Origin of the sequence: Hydrogenophaga crassostreae, from assembly GCF_001761385.1 — a bacterium.
GTDB lineage: Bacteria > Pseudomonadota > Gammaproteobacteria > Burkholderiales > Burkholderiaceae_C > Hydrogenophaga > Hydrogenophaga crassostreae.
Genome location: NZ_CP017476.1, coordinates 1,877,509 through 1,900,251 on the forward strand (window position 1 = coordinate 1,877,509; position 22,743 = coordinate 1,900,251).

17 protein-coding genes are annotated in these 22,743 nt (G+C 61.8%); 5 read left to right on the forward strand and 12 right to left on the reverse strand.

Annotation, left to right across the window (positions count from 1 at the left end; all coding sequences use genetic code 11):
• Window positions 1-2 precede the first annotated feature (2 nt).
• From LPB072_RS08725 to LPB072_RS08745, 5 genes are all read left to right on the forward strand, one after another.
• The gene (locus LPB072_RS08725; protein ID WP_082877094.1) at window positions 3-650 is read left to right on the forward strand and encodes a COG4648 family protein; all 648 of its coding nucleotides are present in this window, start codon (window positions 3-5) and stop codon (window positions 648-650) included.
• Window positions 651-721: 71 nt separating this feature from the next.
• Window positions 722-4,291, forward strand: coding sequence for a DNA polymerase III subunit alpha (gene dnaE / locus LPB072_RS08730; RefSeq protein WP_066094251.1), 3,570 nt, complete (start codon window positions 722-724; stop codon window positions 4,289-4,291).
• 411 nt (window positions 4,292-4,702) lie between these two features.
• Window positions 4,703-6,922 carry a response regulator gene (locus LPB072_RS08735; protein WP_066094254.1) on the forward strand — a complete coding sequence of 740 codons (2,220 nt, stop codon included), beginning with the start codon at window positions 4,703-4,705 and terminating at the stop codon, window positions 6,920-6,922.
• 349 nt (window positions 6,923-7,271) lie between these two features.
• Window positions 7,272-8,750: a SulP family inorganic anion transporter gene (locus LPB072_RS08740; RefSeq protein ID WP_066094259.1), complete on the forward strand. Its 1,479-nt coding sequence runs from the start codon at window positions 7,272-7,274 to the stop codon at window positions 8,748-8,750.
• A 22-nt stretch (window positions 8,751-8,772) separates the two neighbouring features.
• A complete protein-coding gene (locus tag LPB072_RS08745; protein WP_066094262.1) occupies window positions 8,773-9,639 on the forward strand; it encodes a universal stress protein in 867 nt (288 codons plus the stop codon).
• 98 nt (window positions 9,640-9,737) lie between these two features.
• On the opposite strand, the gene tolA is transcribed toward LPB072_RS08745, so the two are convergent.
• The 12 genes from tolA to LPB072_RS08805 form a co-directional block, all read right to left on the reverse strand.
• Entirely contained in the window at window positions 9,738-10,673 is a 936-nt protein-coding gene (tolA, locus tag LPB072_RS08750) for a cell envelope integrity protein TolA (RefSeq protein ID WP_066094265.1), read from the reverse strand.
• Window positions 10,674-10,684: 11 nt separating this feature from the next.
• On the reverse strand, window positions 10,685-11,131 hold the full coding sequence (locus tag LPB072_RS08755) for a biopolymer transporter ExbD (RefSeq protein ID WP_066094269.1): 447 nt from the start codon (window positions 11,129-11,131) through the stop codon (window positions 10,685-10,687).
• A 1-nt stretch (window position 11,132) separates the two neighbouring features.
• Window positions 11,133-11,846: a protein TolQ gene (gene tolQ, locus LPB072_RS08760; protein WP_066094272.1), complete on the reverse strand. Its 714-nt coding sequence runs from the start codon at window positions 11,844-11,846 to the stop codon at window positions 11,133-11,135.
• Between the two features lie 32 nt (window positions 11,847-11,878).
• Window positions 11,879-12,403, reverse strand: a complete 525-nt coding sequence (gene ybgC / locus LPB072_RS08765; RefSeq protein WP_082877112.1) for a tol-pal system-associated acyl-CoA thioesterase — start codon at window positions 12,401-12,403, stop codon at window positions 11,879-11,881.
• Window positions 12,404-12,414: 11 nt separating this feature from the next.
• The gene (locus LPB072_RS08770) at window positions 12,415-13,635 is read right to left on the reverse strand and encodes a pyridoxal phosphate-dependent aminotransferase (RefSeq protein ID WP_066094281.1); all 1,221 of its coding nucleotides are present in this window, start codon (window positions 13,633-13,635) and stop codon (window positions 12,415-12,417) included.
• A gap of 23 nt (window positions 13,636-13,658) precedes the next feature.
• Window positions 13,659-14,189, reverse strand: a complete 531-nt coding sequence (nusB, locus tag LPB072_RS08775; RefSeq protein ID WP_066094284.1) for a transcription antitermination factor NusB — start codon at window positions 14,187-14,189, stop codon at window positions 13,659-13,661.
• Window positions 14,190-14,328: 139 nt separating this feature from the next.
• A complete protein-coding gene (gene ribH, locus LPB072_RS08780) occupies window positions 14,329-14,793 on the reverse strand; it encodes a 6,7-dimethyl-8-ribityllumazine synthase (RefSeq protein WP_066094286.1) in 465 nt (154 codons plus the stop codon).
• Window positions 14,794-14,824: 31 nt separating this feature from the next.
• Window positions 14,825-15,949, reverse strand: coding sequence for a bifunctional 3,4-dihydroxy-2-butanone-4-phosphate synthase/GTP cyclohydrolase II (gene ribBA, locus LPB072_RS08785; RefSeq protein WP_066094289.1), 1,125 nt, complete (start codon window positions 15,947-15,949; stop codon window positions 14,825-14,827).
• A complete protein-coding gene (locus tag LPB072_RS08790; RefSeq protein WP_066094293.1) occupies window positions 15,946-16,593 on the reverse strand; it encodes a riboflavin synthase in 648 nt (215 codons plus the stop codon). The genes ribBA and LPB072_RS08790 overlap by 4 nt, the downstream gene beginning before the upstream one ends.
• Window positions 16,594-16,692: 99 nt before the next feature.
• The gene (gene ribD / locus LPB072_RS08795) at window positions 16,693-17,787 is read right to left on the reverse strand and encodes a bifunctional diaminohydroxyphosphoribosylaminopyrimidine deaminase/5-amino-6-(5-phosphoribosylamino)uracil reductase RibD (RefSeq protein ID WP_331245839.1); all 1,095 of its coding nucleotides are present in this window, start codon (window positions 17,785-17,787) and stop codon (window positions 16,693-16,695) included.
• An 86-nt stretch (window positions 17,788-17,873) separates the two neighbouring features.
• Window positions 17,874-18,377: a type IV pilin protein gene (locus LPB072_RS08800; RefSeq protein ID WP_269148706.1), complete on the reverse strand. Its 504-nt coding sequence runs from the start codon at window positions 18,375-18,377 to the stop codon at window positions 17,874-17,876.
• A gap of 11 nt (window positions 18,378-18,388) precedes the next feature.
• The gene (locus LPB072_RS08805; RefSeq protein ID WP_066094295.1) at window positions 18,389-22,738 is read right to left on the reverse strand and encodes a pilus assembly protein; all 4,350 of its coding nucleotides are present in this window, start codon (window positions 22,736-22,738) and stop codon (window positions 18,389-18,391) included.
• Between the last annotated feature and the right edge of the window lie 5 nt (window positions 22,739-22,743).

Consider the following 22,743-nt stretch of genomic DNA (forward strand, 5'->3'; position numbering starts at 1 on the left):
GCGTGTCGATGTGGCCGGTGTTGCGCGCCGTGGGCGCCGGCTTGTTGGCGGTGGCGTGGGCCATCGCGTCTTATTTCAACAGCGCCAGTGGTCAGGCGTCAGGTTGGGGTGCTGCTTTGGCATTGGCTCCTCTGAGCCTGGTGGTGGGGCTGGGCTTGTGGCGCATGAGGCCGCGCTGGCTGGCTGCCGGCCTCACCCTGGGTTTGGTCGGGCTGCTGGCCTTGTTGTGGCCGTTGCTGAGTCAGCGCATAGCCGTGCTGTATTTTTTGGAGCACATGGGCGTTTACTCGCTGTTGGCGGTGTTTTTTGCGCGAACCCTCGTCGGGCCTGGCGAGTCATTGGTGACGCAAATGGCGCGGCGCGTGCATGGTGGCGTTTTAAGTGAGAACCAGCAGCGCTACACCCGTCAGGTCACGCTGGCCTGGAGCGTCTTCTTTGCGGGCATGGTGGTGGTTTCCGTGGGTTTGTTTCTCTGGGCGCCACTGCCAGCGTGGTCGGCGTTTGCAACCTTGCTGGGTGGGCCCCTGATCGCTGTGATGTTTGTTGGTGAAGTACTGGTGCGTCGACGGGTATTGCCCGATGAGGCGCGTGCCTCCCTGAAAGAAACCGTGCAGGCCTGGCGCGTTCAGCGCTCCGAAGACGAGCAGTGAATTGCATGTGATGCCCTCGCCAGGGTGAGCCAAGGGATCGAAAAGCCGTTCTTCAATGGCATCATTGGCTTATGTTCATACACCTGCGCTTACACACCGAATTTTCTGTTGTCGATGGCACCAACCGCATCGACGAGGTGGTGGCGGCGGCGGCCAAAGATGGCCAGCCCGCATTGGCCATCACCGATCTGAACAACCTGTTCGGCGGGGTCAAGTTTTACAAAGAAGCCCGCGGAAAAGGGGTCAAACCCCTGATGGGCGCCGAGGTGATGCTGCAAGGATTTACCGAGCAGACCGCCAACGCCATGCCGGGCAGCCACCAGCCACCCGCGCCACGCGTGATCCTGCTTGTGCAGGACAAGCAGGGCTATCTGAACCTGAGCGAACTGCTCGCCCGTGCCTGGACGCGCAACGACGGCCGTGGCCCGGCCGTGATACGCCGCGAGTGGCTGGAAGAGCTGAATGGGGGGCTGCTGATGCTCGCTGGCGCTCAGGCAGGCCCTGTGGGTCAGGCCCTGATGCAGGGCGATACCGAGCGTGCCACCGACCTGGCATTGCAACTCTCCAGCCTCTTCACCCACCGCTTTTACATCGAGCTGCAACGCGCCGGGCGGGTGGATGACGAGCGCCATGTGACCGCTGCGGTGAAGCTGGCCGCGCGCCTGCACCTGCCGGTGGTCGCCACGCATCCGGTGCAGTTTCTTGAGCCAGACGACTACGAGGCGCATGAGGCCCGCGTGTGTATCTCCGATGGCGAGATTCTGGGCAACCGCCGCCGTGTTCGCCGCTTCACACATGAGCAGTATTTCAAAAGTGCCGAGCAAATGGAAGCGCTGTTTGCGGACCTGCCTTCGGCGGTCGCAAACACGGTCGAAATTGCCAAACGTTGCAGCCTCATACTGGTCCTGGGCAAGCCGCAACTGCCTGATTTCCCGACACCGCTGATCAATGGTGTTCCGATGCCGATGGAAGACTTCTTCCGTGAGTCGTCGTTTGAAGGACTCGAACAACGGCTGCTTCACCTGTACCCCGATACGGCCAGGCGAGATGCCGAACGGCCTCGTTATGTGGCACGGCTGGAGTTCGAAATCAAAACGATTCTGAACATGGGCTTTCCCGGTTACTTTCTGATCGTGGGGGACTTCATCAACTGGGCCAAGAAAAACGGCTGCCCTGTGGGGCCGGGCCGAGGCTCGGGCGCTGGCTCTTTGGTGGCCTACGCTTTGAAGATCACCGACCTGGATCCGCTGCAATACAACCTGCTGTTCGAGCGTTTCCTGAATCCGGAGCGGGTCTCCATGCCCGACTTCGATATCGATTTCTGTCAAAGCAACCGCGATCGGGTAATCGACTACGTCAAAGACAAATACGGCAAGAATGCCGTGAGCCAGATCGCCACGTTCGGCACCATGGCGGCGCGCGCCGCCATCCGAGATGTGGGCCGTGTGCTCGACTTTTCTTACGGTTTTTGCGACGGCATTTCCAAGCTGATTCCCAACAAGCCCGGCAAGCCGGTCACCATTCAATATCCGCCCGAGGGTTTGAGCGAAGACGAAAAAGAAAAGTACGCCATCCTGGCCGAGCCCATGCTGGCCGAGCGCATCGCCAAGGAAGACGATGTCAAGACCCTGATCGAGCTGGCGCAAAAACTCGAAGGCATGACGCGCAATATCGGTATGCACGCCGGTGGCGTGTTGATCGCGCCAGGCAAGCTCACCGATTTTTGCCCGCTCTATGCCCAACCCGGCAGTGATTCGGCGGTGAGCCAGTACGACAAAGACGACGTTGAGGCCGTGGGCCTGGTGAAGTTCGACTTTCTGGGTCTGGCCACGCTGACCATTCTGGAAATCGCGCGTGAATTCATCGCCAAACGGCACAAGGGGCAAGAAGATTTCTGCTTCGAGAATGTGCCGCTGGACGACGCTAAAACCTATGCCTTGTTTTCCAGAGGACAGACCGAATCGGTGTTCCAGTTTGAAAGCCGGGGCATGCAGGGCATGCTCAAAGACGCCAAGCCATCCCGTCTGGAGGACCTGATTGCGCTGAACGCTTTGTACCGCCCGGGGCCTATGGACCTGATTCCCAGCTTTGTCGCGCGCAAGCACGGTCGCGAAGTGATCGAATATCCGCATCCTTTGGTGGCCGAGATGCTGAGCGAGACCTACGGGATCATGGTCTACCAGGAACAGGTGATGCAGACCGCGCAGATCCTGGGTGGTTACTCGCTGGGTGGTGCTGACATGCTGCGCCGGGCCATGGGCAAGAAAAAGGTCGAGGAGATGGCGGAACACCGCAGCATCTTCCGGGCTGGCGCTGCCAAAAACGACATCGATGAAAAAAAGGCCGACGAAATCTTCGACCTGATGGAGAAATTCGCCGGCTACGGTTTCAACAAATCGCATGCCGCTGCCTACTCCTTGCTGGCCTACCACACGGGCTGGCTCAAGGTGCATTACACGGCCGAGTTCTTCTGCGCCAACATGACGGTGGAGATGGACGACACCGACAAGCTCAAAGTGCTGGTGGACGATGCCCACAAGATGGGCCTCACCTTTGAGGCGCCTGATGTGAACCGGGGGTTTTACCGCTTCGAGCCCATCACCGACAAATCGATTCGTTACGGTCTGGGTGCCATCAAGGGCACGGGGCAGTTGGCGATTGAGGCCATCGTGGCCGCGCGCGAAGGCCGGGGCGATGGCCCCAGCGGCGATGAGGTCGGCCCGTTCAAGAGCCTGTTTGACTTCTGTCGCCGGGTGGACCGCAGCCGGTTGAACAAACGCACGGTGGAGGCCCTGATCAAGGCCGGCGCGTTTGACGCCTTGCATTTGAATCGCGCCGAAGTCCTGGCTTCGGTGGAGCGTGCATTTGAGTTTGCTGCGGCCCAGCAGGCCAACGTCAATCAGGGTGGCCTGTTCGACATGATGGGCGGCGACGACGATCACGGATCAAGCACGCAAGAGCCCGACCTGGTGGAAACCACTCCATGGGGCGTGAAGGAGCGCCTCACGCTCGAAAAGACCGCCATGGGCTTTTACTTCTCTGGCCATTTGTTTGACGAAGTGCGGCGCGAAGTGCGCCGCTTTGCGCGCACGGCGCTGGAAGATGTGAAAGAAAGCCGTGACCCCGTGATACTTTGCGGCATCGTCACCGACTTCCGGGTCATCAACGGCCAGCGCGGTCGCCTCGCCTTGTTCAAACTGGATGACAAAACGGCTGTACTGGAAATCAGCGCCGACGAAAACCTGATCAACCTGCACCGCAACTTGCTGAAAGACGATGAGCTGATCGTGGTGCAGGCGGTGGCACAGCCGGACCGCTTTTCAGGTGGCCTGCGCCTGAAGATCCAGCAGATCTGGGACCTGGCGTCGGCGCGTTGCCGCTTTGGCAAGTACCTGCGCGTGGCGGTCAACGGCCAGAACCCGGCGCTGGCTCAAATGGTGCGGGAGTTTCCGCCGCGGCGGGATGTGACTGAGCAGGGTGAGTTGGTGCGCGGCTTGCCGGTTCGACTGGCGGTGGTTCGGGATGGCGCGCAGTGCGAAATCCAGCTGGACGACCGCTCCCTGTTTTTCCCCTCTGATGCGGCCCTGGCCAGCTGGATGGCGCAAGCGCCGGACCGGCGTGCCGAAATCGTTTTCGACTGACGCAACAGACAGGGCCTCTTGCGCCGGTTGGGCGCTGGGCGGTTGCAGCCGGAACGGGGCAGTGGCGCTGATGCGGTGTCCTTTGAGGCCTGACACGCGTTGCCATGGACAAACACAGCGTGCCCACCTTCATCTGCTGCGGGGCACAGGGCCGTCGTTGCAGGCGCCGGTGTTGGCCGAGATCGATTCAAAAGCTTGATTCGCGCAGAGACGCCGCATGGGCGCCAGGCTGCTGAATTCGGAAGGGGCCGAACCGGTGATGCCGGGCACAGCGCCGCCTCTGCGTTGGGGCGACTTTCGTGCACCTCGCGCCAGTAGTCGGCCCGCGCACCAAGTTCCGCACGTTTGAGCCTGACTTGAGCCCAACCTCTCACTTCAGATGGTGCGCTTTCTGCCGATAGTTCCGTCACCATGAAGCTTCAACACAAGGCGTGGGGACTTGTCCTCGCCACCGTCGGATTGCTCACCCTGATCGCGATCTGGGTGTCGGGGCAGTCCGTTTCCGCGACCTTTTCAGAAATGGAGCAAAACCGCGCAGCCATCGAGAGCGAGCGGGCCCGGCGCGTGCTGGACCAGCAAAGGGAGGTGTTTACCGCCAACGCGAAAGACTATGCCTATTGGTCCGACACCGTGGCCTTCCTGGCCGGCCAGAACGATGGCTACGTCAAGGAAAACTTCACCACCGACAACATGGCAACCCTTCGCATTTCGGAGGTCTTGCTGGTCGATTTGCAAGGTGCTGCCAAGGCGGGAGTTCGGTTGAATGAAGCGGATGACCTGGTTCCGATGCACGAAGCCCGTGCCCAACTGTTGGCGAGCTTGTCCCAGCCGGTTCTTGATGATGCCTCGGGTGATACCGTGGTGCGGACCTACCATGCCGAAAGCGGCGCCTTGTATTTGATTGCGATCGCCGCGGTGCGGGCTGATGCAAAAACGGGCACCGCACCCCAAGGCGCCATGGCCATGGTTCGCAAGTTTGACGAAAAGGAACTGGTGGCTTTCAGCCGGGTACTGATGCACCCGGTGGAATTGACGCTGGAAGCCCATCACCATGCCGACACCACCTCTTACCTGGTGCTGGAGGATGATGCGAGTGCCAAGGGCCACGCAGTGATCATGGACCAGTTGGGGGTGCCGGTGGCGGAGCTGATTGTGAGCCTTGATCGGGATCTGCATCAGCAGGGCCAGTCGATGGCCCGCGCAGCGGCTTGGGCGGTGGCGGCGACAGGTCTGCTGATGGGCGCTTTGCTGGTCTGGTTGCTGGACAAGTTTCTGCTGCGGCGTTTGCAGACCATGCACGACGACTTGAAGCTCATTACCGATCAGGGTGCCAGTGGCTCGGGTTTGGTGCATGTGGTTGGCAAAGACGAACTCACCGCGCTGGCGCAGGGCCTCAATCGCCTGCTGGAGCGCGTGCGCTCAGATGCCGCCGAGCAAATAGCACTGCACGATCGCCAGGAGGCCTTGCATATGCAACTGATGCAGAGCCAGAAGACCGAGGCACTGGGGCGCTTTACCAGTGGCATCGCACACGACTTCAACAACTCCCTGGCCGCCATCGGCGGCTGGATGCGCCTGGCCGATGAAGACCTCGACAAGGACCACCCCAGCCACGAGGCGCTGCAACAGGCTTTGAAAGCCACCCGCTACGCCAACGGCCTGATGCGCCAGTTGCTGGCTTTCAGCCGGCAATCGGCGCCGCGACTGGAGGACCTGCGGGTGTGCCACCTGATCGAGGAGACCCGCATGCTGCTGGCTTCGGGTCTGCTGCAAACCTGCGAAATGGTTGTGACCTGCCCCGAGTCGGTCGTGTGGGTGCGTGCCGACATGACGCAGATGCAGCAGGTGCTGGTGAACCTGATGATGAACGCATCGGATGCCATGGGTGGCGCCGGCAAGATCCGGCTGTCGGTCGAGCAGCGCACCTTCCCGTTGGGGGCCGACGAGGTGGTGCCAGAGGGCGCAGCAGCGCTGATGCCTGGGCGTTATGTGTGCATGACCGTAACCGACGAAGGGCCGGGCATTGCACCCGAGCACATCAATCGCGTGTTCGATCCGTTCTTCACGACCAAGACAGTGGGCAAAGGCACTGGGCTGGGTTTGTCGGTGGCCCACGGCATCATGGCCCGCCACAACGGCGCGATCGGGGTGAGCAGCAGGCTGGGTTCGGGCACTTCGATGCACCTGTACCTCCCCGAATGCCTCGCACCCGCCATGGCGGCAGGCGCGGCTGGTGACAGCACTGGCAAGTCGGGCAATGTGCTTCGCCTGCTGTTCGTTGACGATGACCAGCTGGTGCGCCACGCCTGGGGCGCCCTGCTGGAGCGCCTGGGCTGGGTCGTGACCCGCGCCCGCGATGGCGAAGAGGGCTGGAGTTTGTTCCAGCAAAGCCAGCACCCATGGGATCTGGTGTTGACCGATCTGTCCATGCCCAAGCTCGATGGCATCGGTCTGGCCCAGCGCATCCGCGCCACCCGCTCGCCGCCACCCATCGTGTTGATGAGTGGCAACGTGAGCATTGAGGATGCGGCGCATTTGACCCAGACCGACTTCGCGGCCGTGCTGCACAAGCCGGTGGACGCGGACCAGCTGAACGAGGTGTTGAAAGACGCTGTGGCGTTCACGGGTTGAGCGCCAGCCCAAGTTTTCGGCCAGGGCTCGGTGCTGTTGCGGTGCACCAACGTTAAAATCGACGCTGTCAGCGGGGTGTCAAGCTGCGGTTTTGCCGCCGCGGTTGTCGGGTATGAGTGCCTGGTCGTGCTGCGGAGGGCTGGCGTTTCTTTGGCCAGGACCTGCTCACAGCGTTCGGGCTGACCCGAGCCCAGCGGCCAGCGGTCGCGCCGATGGCCCGCTTTTTCTTTTCTTCCCGATCTTTTAGAGGATTCAGGCCGCCGTTGCTTTGCGCGGGGCTTGGGTCGGGTTTCTATTGCTGTTTTTGAGGGCGCGCCCGCGCGCATGTCCTCGCTCCGGAGAGTCTGGTTTGTTTCAAAATTTCCGTCAGGACTGGTTGTCCAACGTTCGCAACGATGTGTTGGCTGGCCTGGTGGTGGCCCTGGCGCTGATCCCCGAGGCGATTGCCTTTTCGATCATCGCCGGCGTGGATCCCAAGGTGGGGCTTTACGCTTCCTTCTCGATCGCCACCATCATCGCTTTCATGGGCGGTCGCCCGGGCATGATTTCGGCGGCCACTGGCGCCATGGCGCTGGTGATGGTGAGCCTGGTGAAATCTCATGGGCTGGACTATTTGCTCGCCGCCACGGTGTTGACCGGTGTGTTGCAGGTGATCTCGGGCTGGTTGAAGCTGGGCGTGTTGATGCGTTTCGTGTCGCGCTCGGTGGTCACGGGTTTCGTGAATGCGCTGGCCATCCTGATTTTCATGGCGCAGTTGCCTGAGCTGACCAATGTGAGCTGGCATGTTTACGCCATGACCGCTGCGGGCCTGGGCATCATCTACGGTCTGCCCTACATCACCAAGGCCGTGCCTTCGCCGCTGGTGACCATCGTGGTGTTGACGGCGGTTTCGATGGCCATGGGGCTGGACATTCGCACCGTGGGCGACATGGGCGACCTGCCCGACAGCCTGCCGAGCTTTCTGATTCCCGATGTGCCGTTCACTTTCGAGACTTTCAAGATCATCTTCCCGTATTCGCTCACGCTGATGGTGGTGGGTCTGCTCGAATCGCTGATGACGGCCACCATCGTCGATGATCTGACCGACACCAAGAGCGACAAGAACCGCGAATGCGTGGGGCAGGGCGTGGCCAACATGGCCACCGGATTCATTGGCGGCATGGCCGGTTGCGCCATGATTGGCCAAAGCGTGATCAACGTGAAGTCTGGCGGCCGCGGCCGTTTGTCCACGCTGATTGCCGGCGTGGTGTTGTTGATTCTGGTGGTGTTTTTGGGCGAATGGGTCCGGCAGATCCCGATGGCAGCGCTGGTGGCGGTGATGATCATGGTGTCGATCGGCACCTTCAACTGGGGTTCTTTCCGCAATTTGAGCGAGCACCCCAAGAGCTCCAGCGCGGTGATGATCGCGACGGTGATCGTGACCGTGGCCACACACGATCTGGCCAAGGGCGTGTTGACCGGCGTGCTGCTCTCCGGGTTTTTCTTTGCCCACAAGGTCGGTCAGATCCTGCGGGTGAGTTCCCTGGCCGAAGACGAGGGCCACCAGCGCAACTACCGCATCAGCGGCCAGGTGTTTTTCGCCTCGGCCGAGCGCTTCAGCAATGCGTTTGATTTCAAGGAAGTGATCGACCGCGTGAGCATCGACGTGAGCCGCGCGCATTTTTGGGACATCACCGCCGTCAGTGCGCTCGACAAGGTGGTGATGAAGTTCCGGCGCGAAGGCGCTGAGGTGGAGGTGATCGGGCTCAACGAAGCCAGCGCCACGATGGTGGACAAGTTCGCGGTGCACGACAAAGAAGGTGCCGACGACATGATCACTGGCCACTGAACACCGTACAGAGGAACACCAAATGAAAACAGAACAACGTGTGATCGCCTGCGTCGATCAGTCAGCCTATGCCGATGCCGTGACCGACCACGCCGCCTGGGCCGCCAAACGCCTGGGCGCACCGCTGGAATTGCTGCATGTGATCGACCGCCATCCCGAGACAGCCAGGAGCGCCGACCACAGTGGCGCCATCGGCCCCGACGCCCAGCAGTCGCTGCTCACCGAGCTCAGCAGCGCCGATGAAGCCATGGTTCGCGCCGCACGCGAGCAGGGCCGCCTGTTTCTCAACCGCTTGCGCGAGCGCGCGCTGGGGGCGGGGGTGCCGGTGGTTGATATGCGTCAGCGGCTCGGCCACCTGGACGAAACCTTGCACGAAGTGCAGGCCGAAGCGCGGCTGGTGGTCATGGGCCGCAAGGGCGCGGCGGCTGAAAAAGAGGCCAGTGCGCTGGGCGGCAATGTGGAGCGCGTGGTGCGTGCGCTGGAGCGGCCCATCCTCGCCGTGACCGACGGCGCTTTCAAGGTGCCTGAGCGCTTGCTGATGGCTTTCGATGGTGGAAAGGCCACGCGCAGGGGCGTTGAAATGGTGGCCGCCAGTCCTTTGTTTCGCGGCATGAGCGTGAAGCTGGTGATGGCCGGCGACAGCCGATCGGACGCGGCGGCCCAGATGCGCTGGGCCACCGACCTGTTGATGGCCGGCGGTATCGATGCCGATGGCGAGGTCGTCTCAGGCGAGGCCCTGGCCGCGATTCAGGCCGCTGTGGTGCGCGAGCAGGCCGACTGGTTGCTGATGGGGGCTTACACCCACTCGCCCTTGCGCAATCTGTTCAAACCCAGCCGGACCAACGGTCTGCTGGCTTCGGTGGGTGTACCGACCTTGCTGCTGCGTTGAGCGGCGTTTGACGCACAGCGCCGAAGTGCATTCGGCGCTGTGTGGTCCAGGGCCCGGTCTGGCCCCGTTCGGTCCCGGAACAATGCTGCGAACAGCGCCTAGTCGCGAGGCCGCATTTCGATGATCAGCGGTGAAGGCACCCGCCCGTCCACATCGCGTGGCATCTTGCCCGTCCGGTCAATCGCATCCAGTGCGGCTTTGTCCCATGCGGCATTGCCACTGCTGCGAGCCAGGCGCCGCGAGATGATCGTGCCATCGGGTGCGCTGCGCACTTCAATTTCAGCTTTTGGGTTGCCAGGGATGTCTTCTGTCAACAGCACATTGGGCCGGACAGCCGCATTGACCCGTCCACCGTAGCTGTTGGACGGTCCGCTGGCGCGCTGTGCCGTGCCCTTGGCGCTTTCGCCGCCTGTGGCACCGGCCTGGCCCAGGATGCGGCGCATCTGGTCATCGCGCGCTTTGGCCGAAGCGGCTTCTCGTTGTTCTTCCAGCTTGCGCGCTTTTTCTTTCGCGAGTTGCTTGATTTTTTCATCAAGCTTTTTCTGATCGTCCCTGCGCTTGGCCTCTTCGGCCTTCTTCTTTTTGGCGGCCTCTTCTGCACGCGCCTGCTCCTCGGCCTTCTTTTTGGCCGCTTCTTTCTTTTCGATTTCGCGCTTCTTCGCCTCTTCTTCTTTCTTTTTCTTGGCCTTCTCGATGGCGATGTCCGCTTCACGCGTATCGGGTGGCTCAGGCTCGGCCTTGGGTTCAGGCTTTGGCGGCGTGGGCTTTGGCTTGGGCTCGACTTTCGGCTCCACCTTGGGCTCGGGGCGCGGTGTCGGCGGTGGCGGCTTGACTTCGCGCGGCGCGGCTTGTTGCACCACGCTCGACCACAGTTCGGCTTCAAACGCCGCGGGCTGGGTGTCTTGTTTCCAGTTCACACCCCATGTGAGCGCGGCCACCAGCAACAGGTGGGCCAGCAGGGCCAATACCAGTGGTGCGGACCACCGGCCTGTGCGCGGTGGTTTGAGGTCGGTCTGATCAGGGGTTGCTTGCATCGGCTCTGGTATCAAGGGCTGGTTTGCACCGACAGGCCGATGCGTGCCACGCCTGCGCGCTGCAGTTTGTCCATGGTATTCACCACGGTTTCATATTTGATGGATTTGTCGGCGCTGATGACCACCGGCACTTTGGGCGCTTCTTCGCCTGTGGCGATCACGGATTGCAGCTTGCGCACTTCATCGGCCAGGCTCGCCAGTTTGACGCTGGTGCCTTCGCCTTTGGCCGTGCTGTCACTGACGGTGATCTCTTCGTCTTTGGAGATGCTCACGCTGATGTATGTTTTGGGTTGTTCGCTGCCCTGACCGACGGTGGGTACATCGATCTGACTCGGTGTGATCAATGGTGCGGTCACCATGAAAATGATCAGAAGCACCAGCATCACATCGATGAAAGGCACCATGTTGATTTCGTTCTTGGTGCGGCGCGTGCGCCGTCCGGATAAGGAGCCCGCCATGTCAGTGGCCCGACGCAGTCGCGTTGGCGTTGGCTGGCACGGTCGTGCCCAGGTTGCGCTGCAGGATGTTGGAGAACTCTTCAGTGAAGGTTTCCATCCGGTTGGCGATGCGGTCGATGTCGGTGGTGAAGCGGTTGTAGGCCACCACCGCAGGAATCGCGGCGAACAGGCCAATGGCGGTGGCCACCAGTGCTTCTGCAATGCCAGGGGCCACGGTGGCCAGCGTCACCTGGGCGAGCGCGGCCAGACCGGTAAAGGCGTGCATGATGCCCCAGACGGTGCCAAACAGGCCAACATAGGGCGCAACCGATCCGACCGTGCCCAGAAAAGAGAGGTTGGTTTCCAGCACATCGAGTTCGCGCTGGAAGCTCGCCCGCATGGCGCGGCGCGCGCCATCGAGCAGGGTTCCGCTGTCGGTGATGCGGCGTTCGCGCAGTTTGTGGAATTCGCGCATGCCGCTGGCGAAAATGCGTTCCATCGGGCCACCGTGGCGCGCGCTTTGGGCAGCCGCCGAATACAGGTCGTTGAGATTGGCGCCCGACCAGAACTCCCTGTCAAAGTCTTCGTTGTGTGAGGCGACGCGTTTGAGCGCGAACACTTTGCGAAAGATGGCGGCCCAGCTGATGACCGAAACCAACAGCAGCAGAGCCACAACGGCTTGCACGACCCAACTGGCGTGGAGCATCAACTGGACGATGGAGAAATCTTGGGTCATAGCGGTGTGAGAGCCTTGAGGAGGTGAAAGGTTCAGGGGGTGACTGTGTGAGGCTGTAACAGGGCAAGGATGTCTTGGGGAATGCGCATGGGACGCATCTTTTGGCTGTCGACCCAGCCGATGCGCACCGTGCCTTCGCAAAGCAGCGCAGGCTCTTCTTTGTGGCCCTGGGGGGACTGCAACCAGGCTGCTTGTTCGATTGTGAGCGATGCACGGCCGGTTTCGCGCACCTGGGCGGTGACACTCAGTAAATCATCGAGGCGGGCCGGACGCAAATAACGAAGCTGTGTGTCGGTCACCACGAACATGCCGTCGAGTGTTTCGCGCAGATGCTGTTGCCCAAGGCCCAGGCCACGCAGCCATTCGGTGCGCGCGCGCTCGAAGAACTTCAGGTAGTTGGCGTAAAAAACAATGCCGCCGGCGTCGGTGTCTTCCCAGTACACCCGCACAGGCCACTGGAAAGCCGCTCCCTCGTTCCCCGCTGCGTGAGGTTCGACGCTCTCCGAAGGCGCTGACCCTGCCTTGGGGCGGCCCGGTGGCGGGACTCGCTTGTCCATCTGTGGGGCGTTCACAGGGCTGTCTCCAGCCGTTTGATCGCTTCGTGCAATTGAGCCATCGAATTGGCGTAGGAAAAACGCAGATACCGGCCTGGTTCGGCCTGACCAAAATCGCGGCCTGGCGTGGTGGCCAGTTGACAGCGCTTCATGAGCTCGAACGCCAAAGCCCAGCTGCCGCCCTCGGGCTGCCCGGTATCGGCGGCAGGCAGGTTCCACTGGTGGCATAGCCCACTCACATCGGCCCAGCCATAAAACGCGCCATCGGGCATGACTGGAACAGCCAGGCCCAGGCGGTTGAGTTCGGGAATGAAGTAGTCGCGACGGGCTTTGAACTCCGCACGGCGGCGCTCGTATTCGACGAGGCTGGCGGGTTCAAAGCAGGCCAGCGCGGCGTGTTGTGAAATGGTGCTGGGGCAGATAAACAGGTTTTGCGCCAGGCGTTCAACCACGGGCACCAATGCGGGTGGCAGCACCAGCCAGCCCAGACGCCAGCCGGTCATGTTGAAGTACTTCGAGAAGCTGTTGATGCTGATCACGTCGTTGCCAAGGCCATCGGGCAGGCCGAGGGCGCTGTGGCCGTAGGCATCTTCAAAGCTCAAACCGAGGTAGATCTCGTCCACCATGGTTACGCCGCCCTGGCCGCGCACGAAGCGTGTGATCTTCTCCAGCTCTTCGCGGGCGATGGAGGTTCCCGTGGGGTTCGATGGTGAGGCCAGCAGCACGCCCCGGGTGGCGGGCTTCCAGGCCGCTTCTACCTGCTCTGCGCTTAACTGGAAACGCTGGTCAGGCCCGCTGGGCACCAGAACCGGGCGGCCGTCGGCAGCTTGCACAAACTGGCGGTTGCAGGGGTAGCTCGGATCGGGCATCAAGACTTCGTCGCCAGCTTCGATCAGGGCGAGGCAAGCCAGTTGCAGGGCTGCAGAGGCGCCGGCCGTGACAACGATGCGCTGGGGGTCGATGTCCAGTCCAAATCGGCTGGCGTACCAGCCACTGATGGCTTCGCGCAAGCGGGGCAGGCCGGTGGCCTGGGTGTATTGGCTGCGGCCATCGCGAATGGCGCGCTCTGCAGCGGCCTGCACCAGCGGTGGTGCGGTGAAATCCGGCTCGCCGATGTTGAGGTAAATCATCTCGCGCTGGCCAACAGCGCCGCGAGAGGCCATTTCGGCCGCAGCTTTGGCCAGCTCCATCACGTAGAAAGGTTCGACGCGCTGGGCGCGCTGGGTGATGCGCATGGGAGGGGTGGGCAATCGCGCGTTCAAGCCGGGTCGTCCTCTGGACGCTTGCGGGCGCCTCGCGGTTGCTGCGCGTTGGCGGCAACTTCGGCAGGGCGCAATTGCTCGGCGAGTTTGTGCATCACGCCATTGACGTATTTGTGGCCATCGGTACCGCCAAACGACTTGGCCAGTTCGATGCATTCGTTGAGCACCACGCGCCAGGGCACGTCGAGGCAGTGTTGAAACTCGTAGGCACCGATCCACATTACCGCCCGTTCGATAGGCGACACCTCGGCCATGGGGCGATCGAGTTTGGGCACGATGAGCGCGTCGAGTGCATCGGCCTGGGCCACGCAACCGTGGAGCAGGGCGTCGTAGTGAACGCTGTCGGCCTTGTGGAACCCGGCGAGGTCGCGCGTGAAGGCGTCGATATCGCCCGCGTCGTTGCGGCCCACGAGGAATTGGTAAAGCGCTTGCAAGGCAAACTCGCGCGAGCGGGTGCGCGCGGATTTGTCTGCGGCTTTGCGGGCCTTGGGGGCTGGACTGGTTGGAGCGGAGGTATCGGGCGTCATGGGCACAATTCAGGGGTGGGTGGCGGGTCGCCAGTTCAAGCCAGAACACCGCAAATCCGGCTTTGCCGGTCTGCTGGTGATGCCACTTTGAGGGGCGGAGTGGCCCTGCGCAGAAGGCAAGCGACGGGGGTGTTCACATTTATCCGATGTTTTCGATCACGTGCGCCATCTCGACCGCAACGCGCGCCGCTTCGCGGCCATTGACTTCCTGCCGGGCCACGGCCTGCTCCTGGTTTTCAACCGTGAGAATGGCGTTGGCAATCGGCACCTGGTAATCCAGCGCCAGTCGGGTCACGGCGGAGCCCGACTCGTTGGCCACCAATTCAAAGTGGTAGGTTTCACCGCGAATGATGCAACCCAGGGCAATGAGGGCATCGAAGTCGTCGCGCTCAGCCATGGCTTGCAAGGCCACCGGCACTTCGAGTGCCCCGGGCACCTTGACGTGAACGATGTGCTTTTCCACAACGCCGAGCTTGAGCAACTCGCCGTGGCAAGCCGCGTAGAGCGCATCGGTGATGCCCTCATTGAAGCGTGCTTGAACGATGCCGATGGACAGCTTCTTGCCCTCGAGCAAATTGGGGGTGCCTTTGTCTGCTCCAAACATGTCTTGTGTTCCGTTTCGTTCGAGTGGTTGTTCAGGCGTTGGGCGTCAGATAGCCCGTGATTTCGAGGCCGTAGCCGGCCATGCTGGGCATGCGGCGGGGGTTGCCCATCAGCTGCATCTTTTGCACGCCGCACTCACGCAAAATCTGCGCGCCCACGCCATAGGTGCGCAAGTCCATGCGCCCTCGCGCAGGGGCATGGGCAGAGCGCGCGGTGCCGTCAAACTGGGTCAGCAACTGGTCGGCTGTTTCGCCGCAATTGAGCAACACAGCGACGCCAGCGCCCGCTTCGCTGATGTGGCGCAGGCTGTTTTCCAGACTCCAGCTGTGCATGGAGCGGCCAACCTCGAGCGCATCGAGGATGGACAGCGGTTCGTGCACCCGCACGGCCACGCTCTGCTCAGGCTTCCAGTTGCCTTTGATCAGGGCAAAGTGCAGGGCACCGCTTGGCTGATCGCGAAAGGCGGTGGCGGTGAAGGTGCCGAAAGCGGTTTCCATGGTGCGGCTGGAGATCTTCTGAACCAGCGATTCGGTGCGGCTGCGGTGTTCGATCAGGTCGGCGATGGTGCCGATCTTCAGGCCGTGTTCGGCCGCGAAGATTTGCAGATCGGGCAGGCGCGCCATGGTGCCATCGTCTTTCATGATCTCGCAGATCACCGAGGCGGGCGAACAGCCGGCCATGGTGGCCAGATCGCAACCGGCTTCGGTATGGCCGGCGCGCATGAGCACACCGCCTTCGACGGCCTGCAGCGGGAATATGTGGCCGGGCTGCACCAGGTCGGTGGCGACGGCACCGGGGGCGACCGCAGCTTCGATGGTGCGCGAGCGATCGGCGGCCGAGATACCGGTGGTCACGCCTTCGGCGGCCTCGATGGACACGGTGAACGCCGTGCCCTTTTTGTCGCCATTGCGCGCCACCATGGGCGGCAATTGCAAGCGTTCGCAGCGTTCACGGGTGAGCGTGAGGCAAATCAGGCCGCGCCCGTAACGGGCCATGAAGTTGATGGCTTCGGGTGTGACCTGATCGGCGGCGAGCACGAGGTCGCCTTCGTTTTCGCGGTCTTCTTCGTCGACCAGAATGACCATGCGGCCAGCGCGCATGTCGGCGACGATGTCTTCGATGGGTGAAATCTGAACGGTGGCGGGGGTCGTGGTCATGCGGAAGCTTGTGGGATGTTGAGTTGGCCGGTGCTGAGCATGCGCTCAACGTAGCGGGCCACGGTGTCGATTTCGAGATTGACGCGGCTGCCGGCTTTGAGCTGACCCAAAGCCGTGCTTTCAACCGTGTGGGGAATGAGGTTGATGCTGAATTCGCAGCCCTCGGCGCTGTCGGCCACGCGGTTCACGGTGAGGCTGACCCCGTTGATGGTGATCGAGCCCTTGAAGGCCAGGAACTTGCCCAGCTCGGCCGGTGCCATCACGCGCAGTTCCCAGCTCTCGCCGATTTGCGCAAAACGGGTCACCTTGCCGATGCCATCCACATGACCAGACACGATGTGGCCGCCCAGACGATCATTGGCGCGCAGGGCTTTTTCCAGATTGATGCGGTTGCCGGTTTCGGCCAGCCCGCTGGTGCGGGCCAGCGATTCGACAGAAATGTCGATGGTGAAACGGTGCTGGGGCAGATCCAGCGAGGTGACGGTCATGCAAGCGCCGTTGAGCGCGATGCTGTCGCCCAGGCCGGCGTCGTCGAGGTAGCCTGGCGGCGCCTCAATCGTGAGTCGCTTGCCATGGTCCAAAGAGCTGCCCAGGTCGTGGAGGGCGGCGATGCGCCCCACGCCGGTGATGATTCCGGTAAACATCCGGCTATTTTCGCAGGGTTTCGACCGCCTTTTGGCTTGTGGGGCCGCAGCGTTGCAGAAATAGCTGATTGGCGCGCTCGGACGGGCCTCAAAGGGTGCTCAAGCGCGCAGGAAGGCATCCCGCCCGGCGACGCGGGCGGGTATGCGCAGGTCGTTGCCCACCTGGCTCACAGGGCCAAATGCCAGTTGAACGCCGTCCTGGAGCTGGCTCAAAGGGGCCAGATTGGCCATGCCCTTGCCAGGCCCAAGCAGTTGAGGTGCCAGATACACCAGAAACTCATCAACCAGGCCTTCTCGAATCAGCGATCCATGCAGCCCATGGCCGGCTTCCACATGCAGTTCGTTGACCTCGCGTCGCCCAAGGTCGCTCAACATGGCCGCCAGATCCACCTTGCTCTCGGTGGTCGTTGGTGTTCCAGGCATGTGAACAACCACCGCCCCCCGTGCTTCCAGCGCCGCCCGGCGCTCGGCGTTGTCCACCGCACAGTAGATGAATATGCGGCGTTGCGGGGTGGTTTTTCCAAACAGGCGGGCAGTGGGCAGCGTTTCCAGGCGGCTGTCCACGATCACCAGATGGGGCTGGCGCGGCGTCTCGACCAACCGCACATCCAGCATGGGATCGTCTTCGCGCACGGTGCCGATGCCCGTCAAGACCGCGCAGGCACGCGCCCGCCAGGCATGGCCATCGGTCCGGGCCGCCTCGCCAGTGATCCATTGGCTTGCGCCGTTGTTCAGCGCGGTGGTGCCATCCAGCGACATCGCGGACTTCAGACGAACCCAGGGCGTGCCGCGGACCATGCGGCTGAAAAAACCGATGTTGAGCTCGCGCGCTTGCACGGCTTCGGGGCTGTCGGCAGGCAACACTTCGACGTCCATGCCTGTCGCGCGAAGGCGTTCGACCCCTTTCCCGGCCACGAGGGGGTTGGGATCCAGCGTGGCGATCACCACGCGGGCGACACCCGCTTCAATCAGCGCGTCGCAACAGGGAGGGGTTCGGCCATGGTGGGAGCAGGGCTCCAGCGTGACGAACGCGGTGCAGCCCCGCGTGTTGAAGCCTTCCATCCTGGCATGGCGCAACGCCATGACCTCGGCGTGAGGGCCGCCAGCTTGCTGGGTATGGCCTGAGCCGATGACCTTGCCGGATGCCTCGCTCAGAACGCAGCCCACCCTGGGGTTGGGGTTCGAAAGCAGCAAGGCGTCTCGCGCAAGGTCGAGCGCCGACCTCAGGAGGTTGTGAGGCGCCGCTGCATGGTGCGAGCCAACAGTCTCCGGTTGGGTGATCACGAAGCCTTGAAACAGTCCGCGATGGTGGTACCGGTGGCGTTGTTGCTGATGGTCTTGGCGCCGGTGTTCGTGACCGTCAAGTCACCGCAGCGGTCTTCCGCCATGCTGCCTGTGCGTGTGGCTCGCAAGGTGTAGGTGGTCGTGGAGGCGGCTGTTGTGGTCGCGACGACAGCCCCGGCCTCCAGCAGCTCGATGTTGTAGGCGGGCGTGCTCGAACCGTCGGACCCAAGACGGGGCGAAACCCCAAGACCGGCGTCCGTGATGTTTGCTCCCTCGAAGGTGTCTCTCGAACTGAAGTAGCGACGCATGTATTGGTCCGCTTCCATCAATGCGCGTTGTGCGTCAGCCCGTCGCGACTTGGCCACCGACTCCTTGTACGACGGGAAGGCGAGCGCAGCCAGAACGCCAATGATCGCAACCACGATCATCAACTCGATCAGGGTGAAGCCTCGTTCTGCCCTGAGGCTCTGAATCGGCATGTATTTATCGGACATTTTCATAACGGCGCCATTCAATTCGATGGAGGTGATCCGAGCTGGAACTGGGTGCGGGTCCAGGCGGTGGTTGGGCATTCGGTACCAAACTGAACCGATCCGGTTGCCGTGCCCAGAATGGTGCCGCGGGTGTTTTGACACTTGGTGGCGTTCTTCGAAGCAATCGCCGACTCACCATGGGCCTCAAAACCGACGCCTGTGCGTTCTGAAGAGACTGCAACGTAGGGGTCCCCTGCGTCCGTGGAGGTTGTGGGTGTCTCTGTCGGGAGCAAGGTGCCGTCCAGTGTTGTCCTGCGCAATGTCACGCTGACGCCACGTGAAAAACCGCCAGCAGGTTTGTAAGCCACCGCGTAATCTTCCAGCGAGCCATCCCTCGGGGCCGACACATCAAAGGAGCGGCTGCTGCTGCGCGAGCCCGTCAGCACGTCCAACACATAGATGAAGTTGCCAGGCAAATCGGAAATGGAGCACATTTCGCCGCTTGCTGCAGGGTGCAATTCTGTGGTCGTGATGAGCACTTTGCGCCCCACGTTTTGCACGTCAGCGATGCTGCGCTCGCCGGCAGCTTGCCCGTTGTACCAGCCCAGAGGCAGGCGCCAGCCACGCTGGGTGCTCCAGTTGATCGGGTTGTCTGTGATCCGGCAGAAAGTTTCACCAAGACTGGTTGTGCAATCGGAAGCCAGTCCGTTTTGCTCTTGCAGGTCGCTTTCCTGCGCGGTAACCGGAGGGAAGGGGGCTGTTCCTATGCGTTGGCCATACACATCCGTTTTGTCCCAGATGGCGTAAATCGATTGTGCTCCAAGGTCTTCAATGTCGCTTTCTTCCAGGGCCATGCCGGTGGCGAAGACGACCATGAAACCTTCGTTGACCGAACTGTCGGACCATGGTTGCCAAGCTGGATGCCCGAAGATCGGCCGGTTGCCTGGCACGGTGAACAAGGGCTCGTTGTAGGTGAGTCTCCAGGTGCTGGGGTCGCCCAGAAGGGTGAAGCGCCAAAGGTTGCCGTTGGCGTCGCCAGCGTAGGCCGCGGTCACCCGGGTGTTGGTGGTGTAGTCCCTCAGCAGCGTCACACCGCTGAGGCCCCGGTTGGGTGGTTGTCCAGCGACCACGGGAATCGGAATGGTGCGAATGACTTCGCCTGTCAGCGCGTCAAGCACCACCAGCCCCGTCTTTTCACCGTTGGGCTCACCGTTGTAGTGGCCATTGTTGACGGCGACGATCCACTTGCCGCGAATCTCGCTGCTGCTGCCCTGGTCTTCCGTCTGGCCCGTTCGTGCCGAGTTCGCGATGTAACCCAGTGTGACGTCTTCGCCGTCGCCATCGTTGAACGTGTCTATGCGGTCAGCGCCGGTTTCCCACATGAAGTCTTCCTGGTTCGGGATGCGGTTGGGGTTGCTGCCCGGGTGGATGGGCGACCGGAGCGCATAGATCAACTTGGAACCTCGACCGCCGGTGCCGATACCCATATGGCGCCAGGCTGTCCATTCATCGGCAACAGCAGCGGGCGCGATCGTTCTATCAAACACGTCGTTTTCCGAGATGGGGCCATCCAGAACATACTCGAAGCTGTAGGGCTCGTTTGCGAAGTTCAGCATGTGTGAAAGACTGCGGCGAGGCATGAACGCGGCCTGCTCGTGGCCTGCCGTCGTAGTGGCAGGGTTGGCGTTGCGGGCGTCGAGAGCATGCACCATGCCACCGTTGGTGGCGATGAAGAGCGATGGGTGGTAGGCGGTGGTCAATGGGGCCACGGCGGTGGTGGCTTTTTTGCGCCCCACATAGTTGCCATAGCTGCCACGGCCTTCCACACCGCCGCTGGCATCACCATCGTAGACATAGTCAAGGCCATCACCCATGTAGACGGAGGGTGGGTTGACCATGGCTGCAATCAAGGAGGTTCGTTGGCGAAACAGGGTGCCAGCGGTGTCCGTCGCAAAATTGTCGCCGCGCAGGTAGTTGACGAAAGAGGCGTCGTTAGGCACGCGCGCCGCATAGGGACCTTGTCTGATCGCGCTCCGGATATCCGTTGGAAGGGCGTCGAACCGCCCGCTGAAGGGCACCGAGGTGTTGTTGCCCGTCATGGAGAAGATGCGGCGTGCACCAGGCAATGGAATCAAGGCCGATGCCCTCCAGACAACCGTGCCTGTCTCATTGCCGGTCGCGGGATCCAGTTCCAGCAGACTGACTTCACCGGAGTTGTCCAGGGTTTGGTACGAGACGGTGTATTTGCCGCTGGCTGACAGGGTGGAGTTGTTGGCGCCACCACTGACGGACACACCGGCATCGGTGCCGGAAGAGCTGAGAATTTCAGCCACGATGGTGTCAAAAATTCGCCGAACGTCATCAGAAGATTTGGCGCTGAACGCGCGTCCACCACCGGTGTAGCCCGCCTGAATGAAGTCGTCAACCAGCTCCTGGGTTGTGCCGCCGGTGACGAGGTTGCCCGTTGGCCATACGGGCTTCACCGCGGATGCATAGCCGGACGTTGTGTATTGGGTCTGGTATTGGTTGATGCGCTGGAATGAGAGGCCCGCCCCACCGGTGACTTCAGCCGTGGGTTGCACGAAGTAGCCGACCGTGTAGGTGGTCATGTTTTGCCAGAAGGTGGGCTGGCCTTGGCGGGTCTTGATGAAGTTGTCCAGCCCGGGCCGCAGGTCGGTGTGCCAGAAGTACTGCGCCGTCAGGTCGGCCAGACCACCTCTGGAGGTGCTTGGGTACGGTATGTATTTCGCCCGCCCGGTAACGGTATCGTCGCCCAGGCGCAGGTAGCGATACGTCTTGTTGCTGCCGTCGGGCTGCAACTGGCTGAAAGTGGGGCCATTGATGTTGTCGTAGTCGGAGCCTGCCGCAGGGGCATAGCTCTGGGTCCAGCTGCCGTCTGAAAACAGCAGGTTGAAAGACCTGCGGCAGGTCATTTCGGGGTTGCCCGTGCTGGCGGGCTGGGCCGGGTTGGTGGACCAAGGGTTTTCCGCGGTACCGCTGGGTACGCCGTAGTAGGTCGCAACCTGGGTGACTGCGTTGTGCAGCGGGGTGCCCCCGCGTGCCACTGTGCTGTTGAGGAATCGGTACAGGCGTTGACTGTCCACCGTTGGGGTTGTGGTGTCGGTGGCGAGCGTGCGAACGCCGCGAACCAGATCAGGTATGTTGGTGACCGTTCCGGGCGTCTGGGCCATGCGAATGTCACTGCTGGTGGTATTGCGCGTGAGGTCGTTGATCGGCATGTAGCCGATGCGAATCTTGTTCTGAATATTGTCCGCGGCCAGGGACTGGCCAATGGCCGTGCTGGTCGCCAGCACGCGGGTGCTGTACCAGTGGTACCAGTTCAGAATGTTGTTGACTTCCTGGGCATTGGTGCATTGGGTCGCGGGAGCGGTTCCGCAGTCGGTTCGGCTGTTGTCAGGCGGCAGGGTGATGATGTTTGTTGCCGCGGCCGGGTTTCCTGGTGCGAGCACCGTGGTCAGGCTTCCTGCTGCCGATGTCGCATACGGCGGATTCCGCACGCTGGAGCAGCCAACGTCCATGTTGTTGCGGTCTTTTTGTACCGTGGAGGCGCCGAGCGCGTCACGACAGAACGCATACTGGAAAGAGGGCGTGGCGGCAGTGGTCGCGTTGTGTTCCAGATGGGTCGGAAACGGGGTTTGCACTGAGAGCGAGTACACGTCATTCAGGGCGTTCGCCCAGAAGGGCGCAGCCTGTATGGACGTTTTCGCCTGGGTCAGGTCGTTGTCGGCCCTGTAGAGCATGCCATTGGGTTTTTGCACGTTCGTGGTGTACAAATCTCCATTGAGAGGATTGCGGTACACCCGGTAAAAAAAGCCGGCTGCATTGGTGTAACCACCCTGGTTGGATACAAACTGAACGGAGGCGTCGCGCGTCAGGGGGGCGTAGTCAGGTCCAACCCTTGGTGCATAGGTGGTTCGGGGGTCGTAGTAAACCGGATTCAGATCGGCAGAGCGTTGAGCAGTCCACGCATTTTGAATCACCGGGGTTGCAGCGAAGGGCGTGCCGTTGTCGGTTGTCCAGAACGTTCTGGTCGAGTTTGCGCAGCGCTGGTTGACCGGGCGGGTGAAGTCGACCATGCCATTGACCACCCAGGAGCCAGTGGGCTCAAGCGCCTGGTTTCCCCCGGTGCAATATGACAGGTTATGGGGGTTGTTGTCGTTGAACAGGATGTAGTAGGCCTCATGGTATGGAAATGCCATGGAGCCGGAGTTGTCCAGTGCAACCATCAGGTTGGGAAGCGCACCCGACTGGTTGGTCAGCAGGGGTTTTTGAGCCGGTTGAGCGGCTACCTGTGTCGAAAGCAAACTGCCAAGCAACGCCGAGGCAAAGACAACCAGGCTGGGAATACGGTGGAATGAGGTGTTCATCTGTG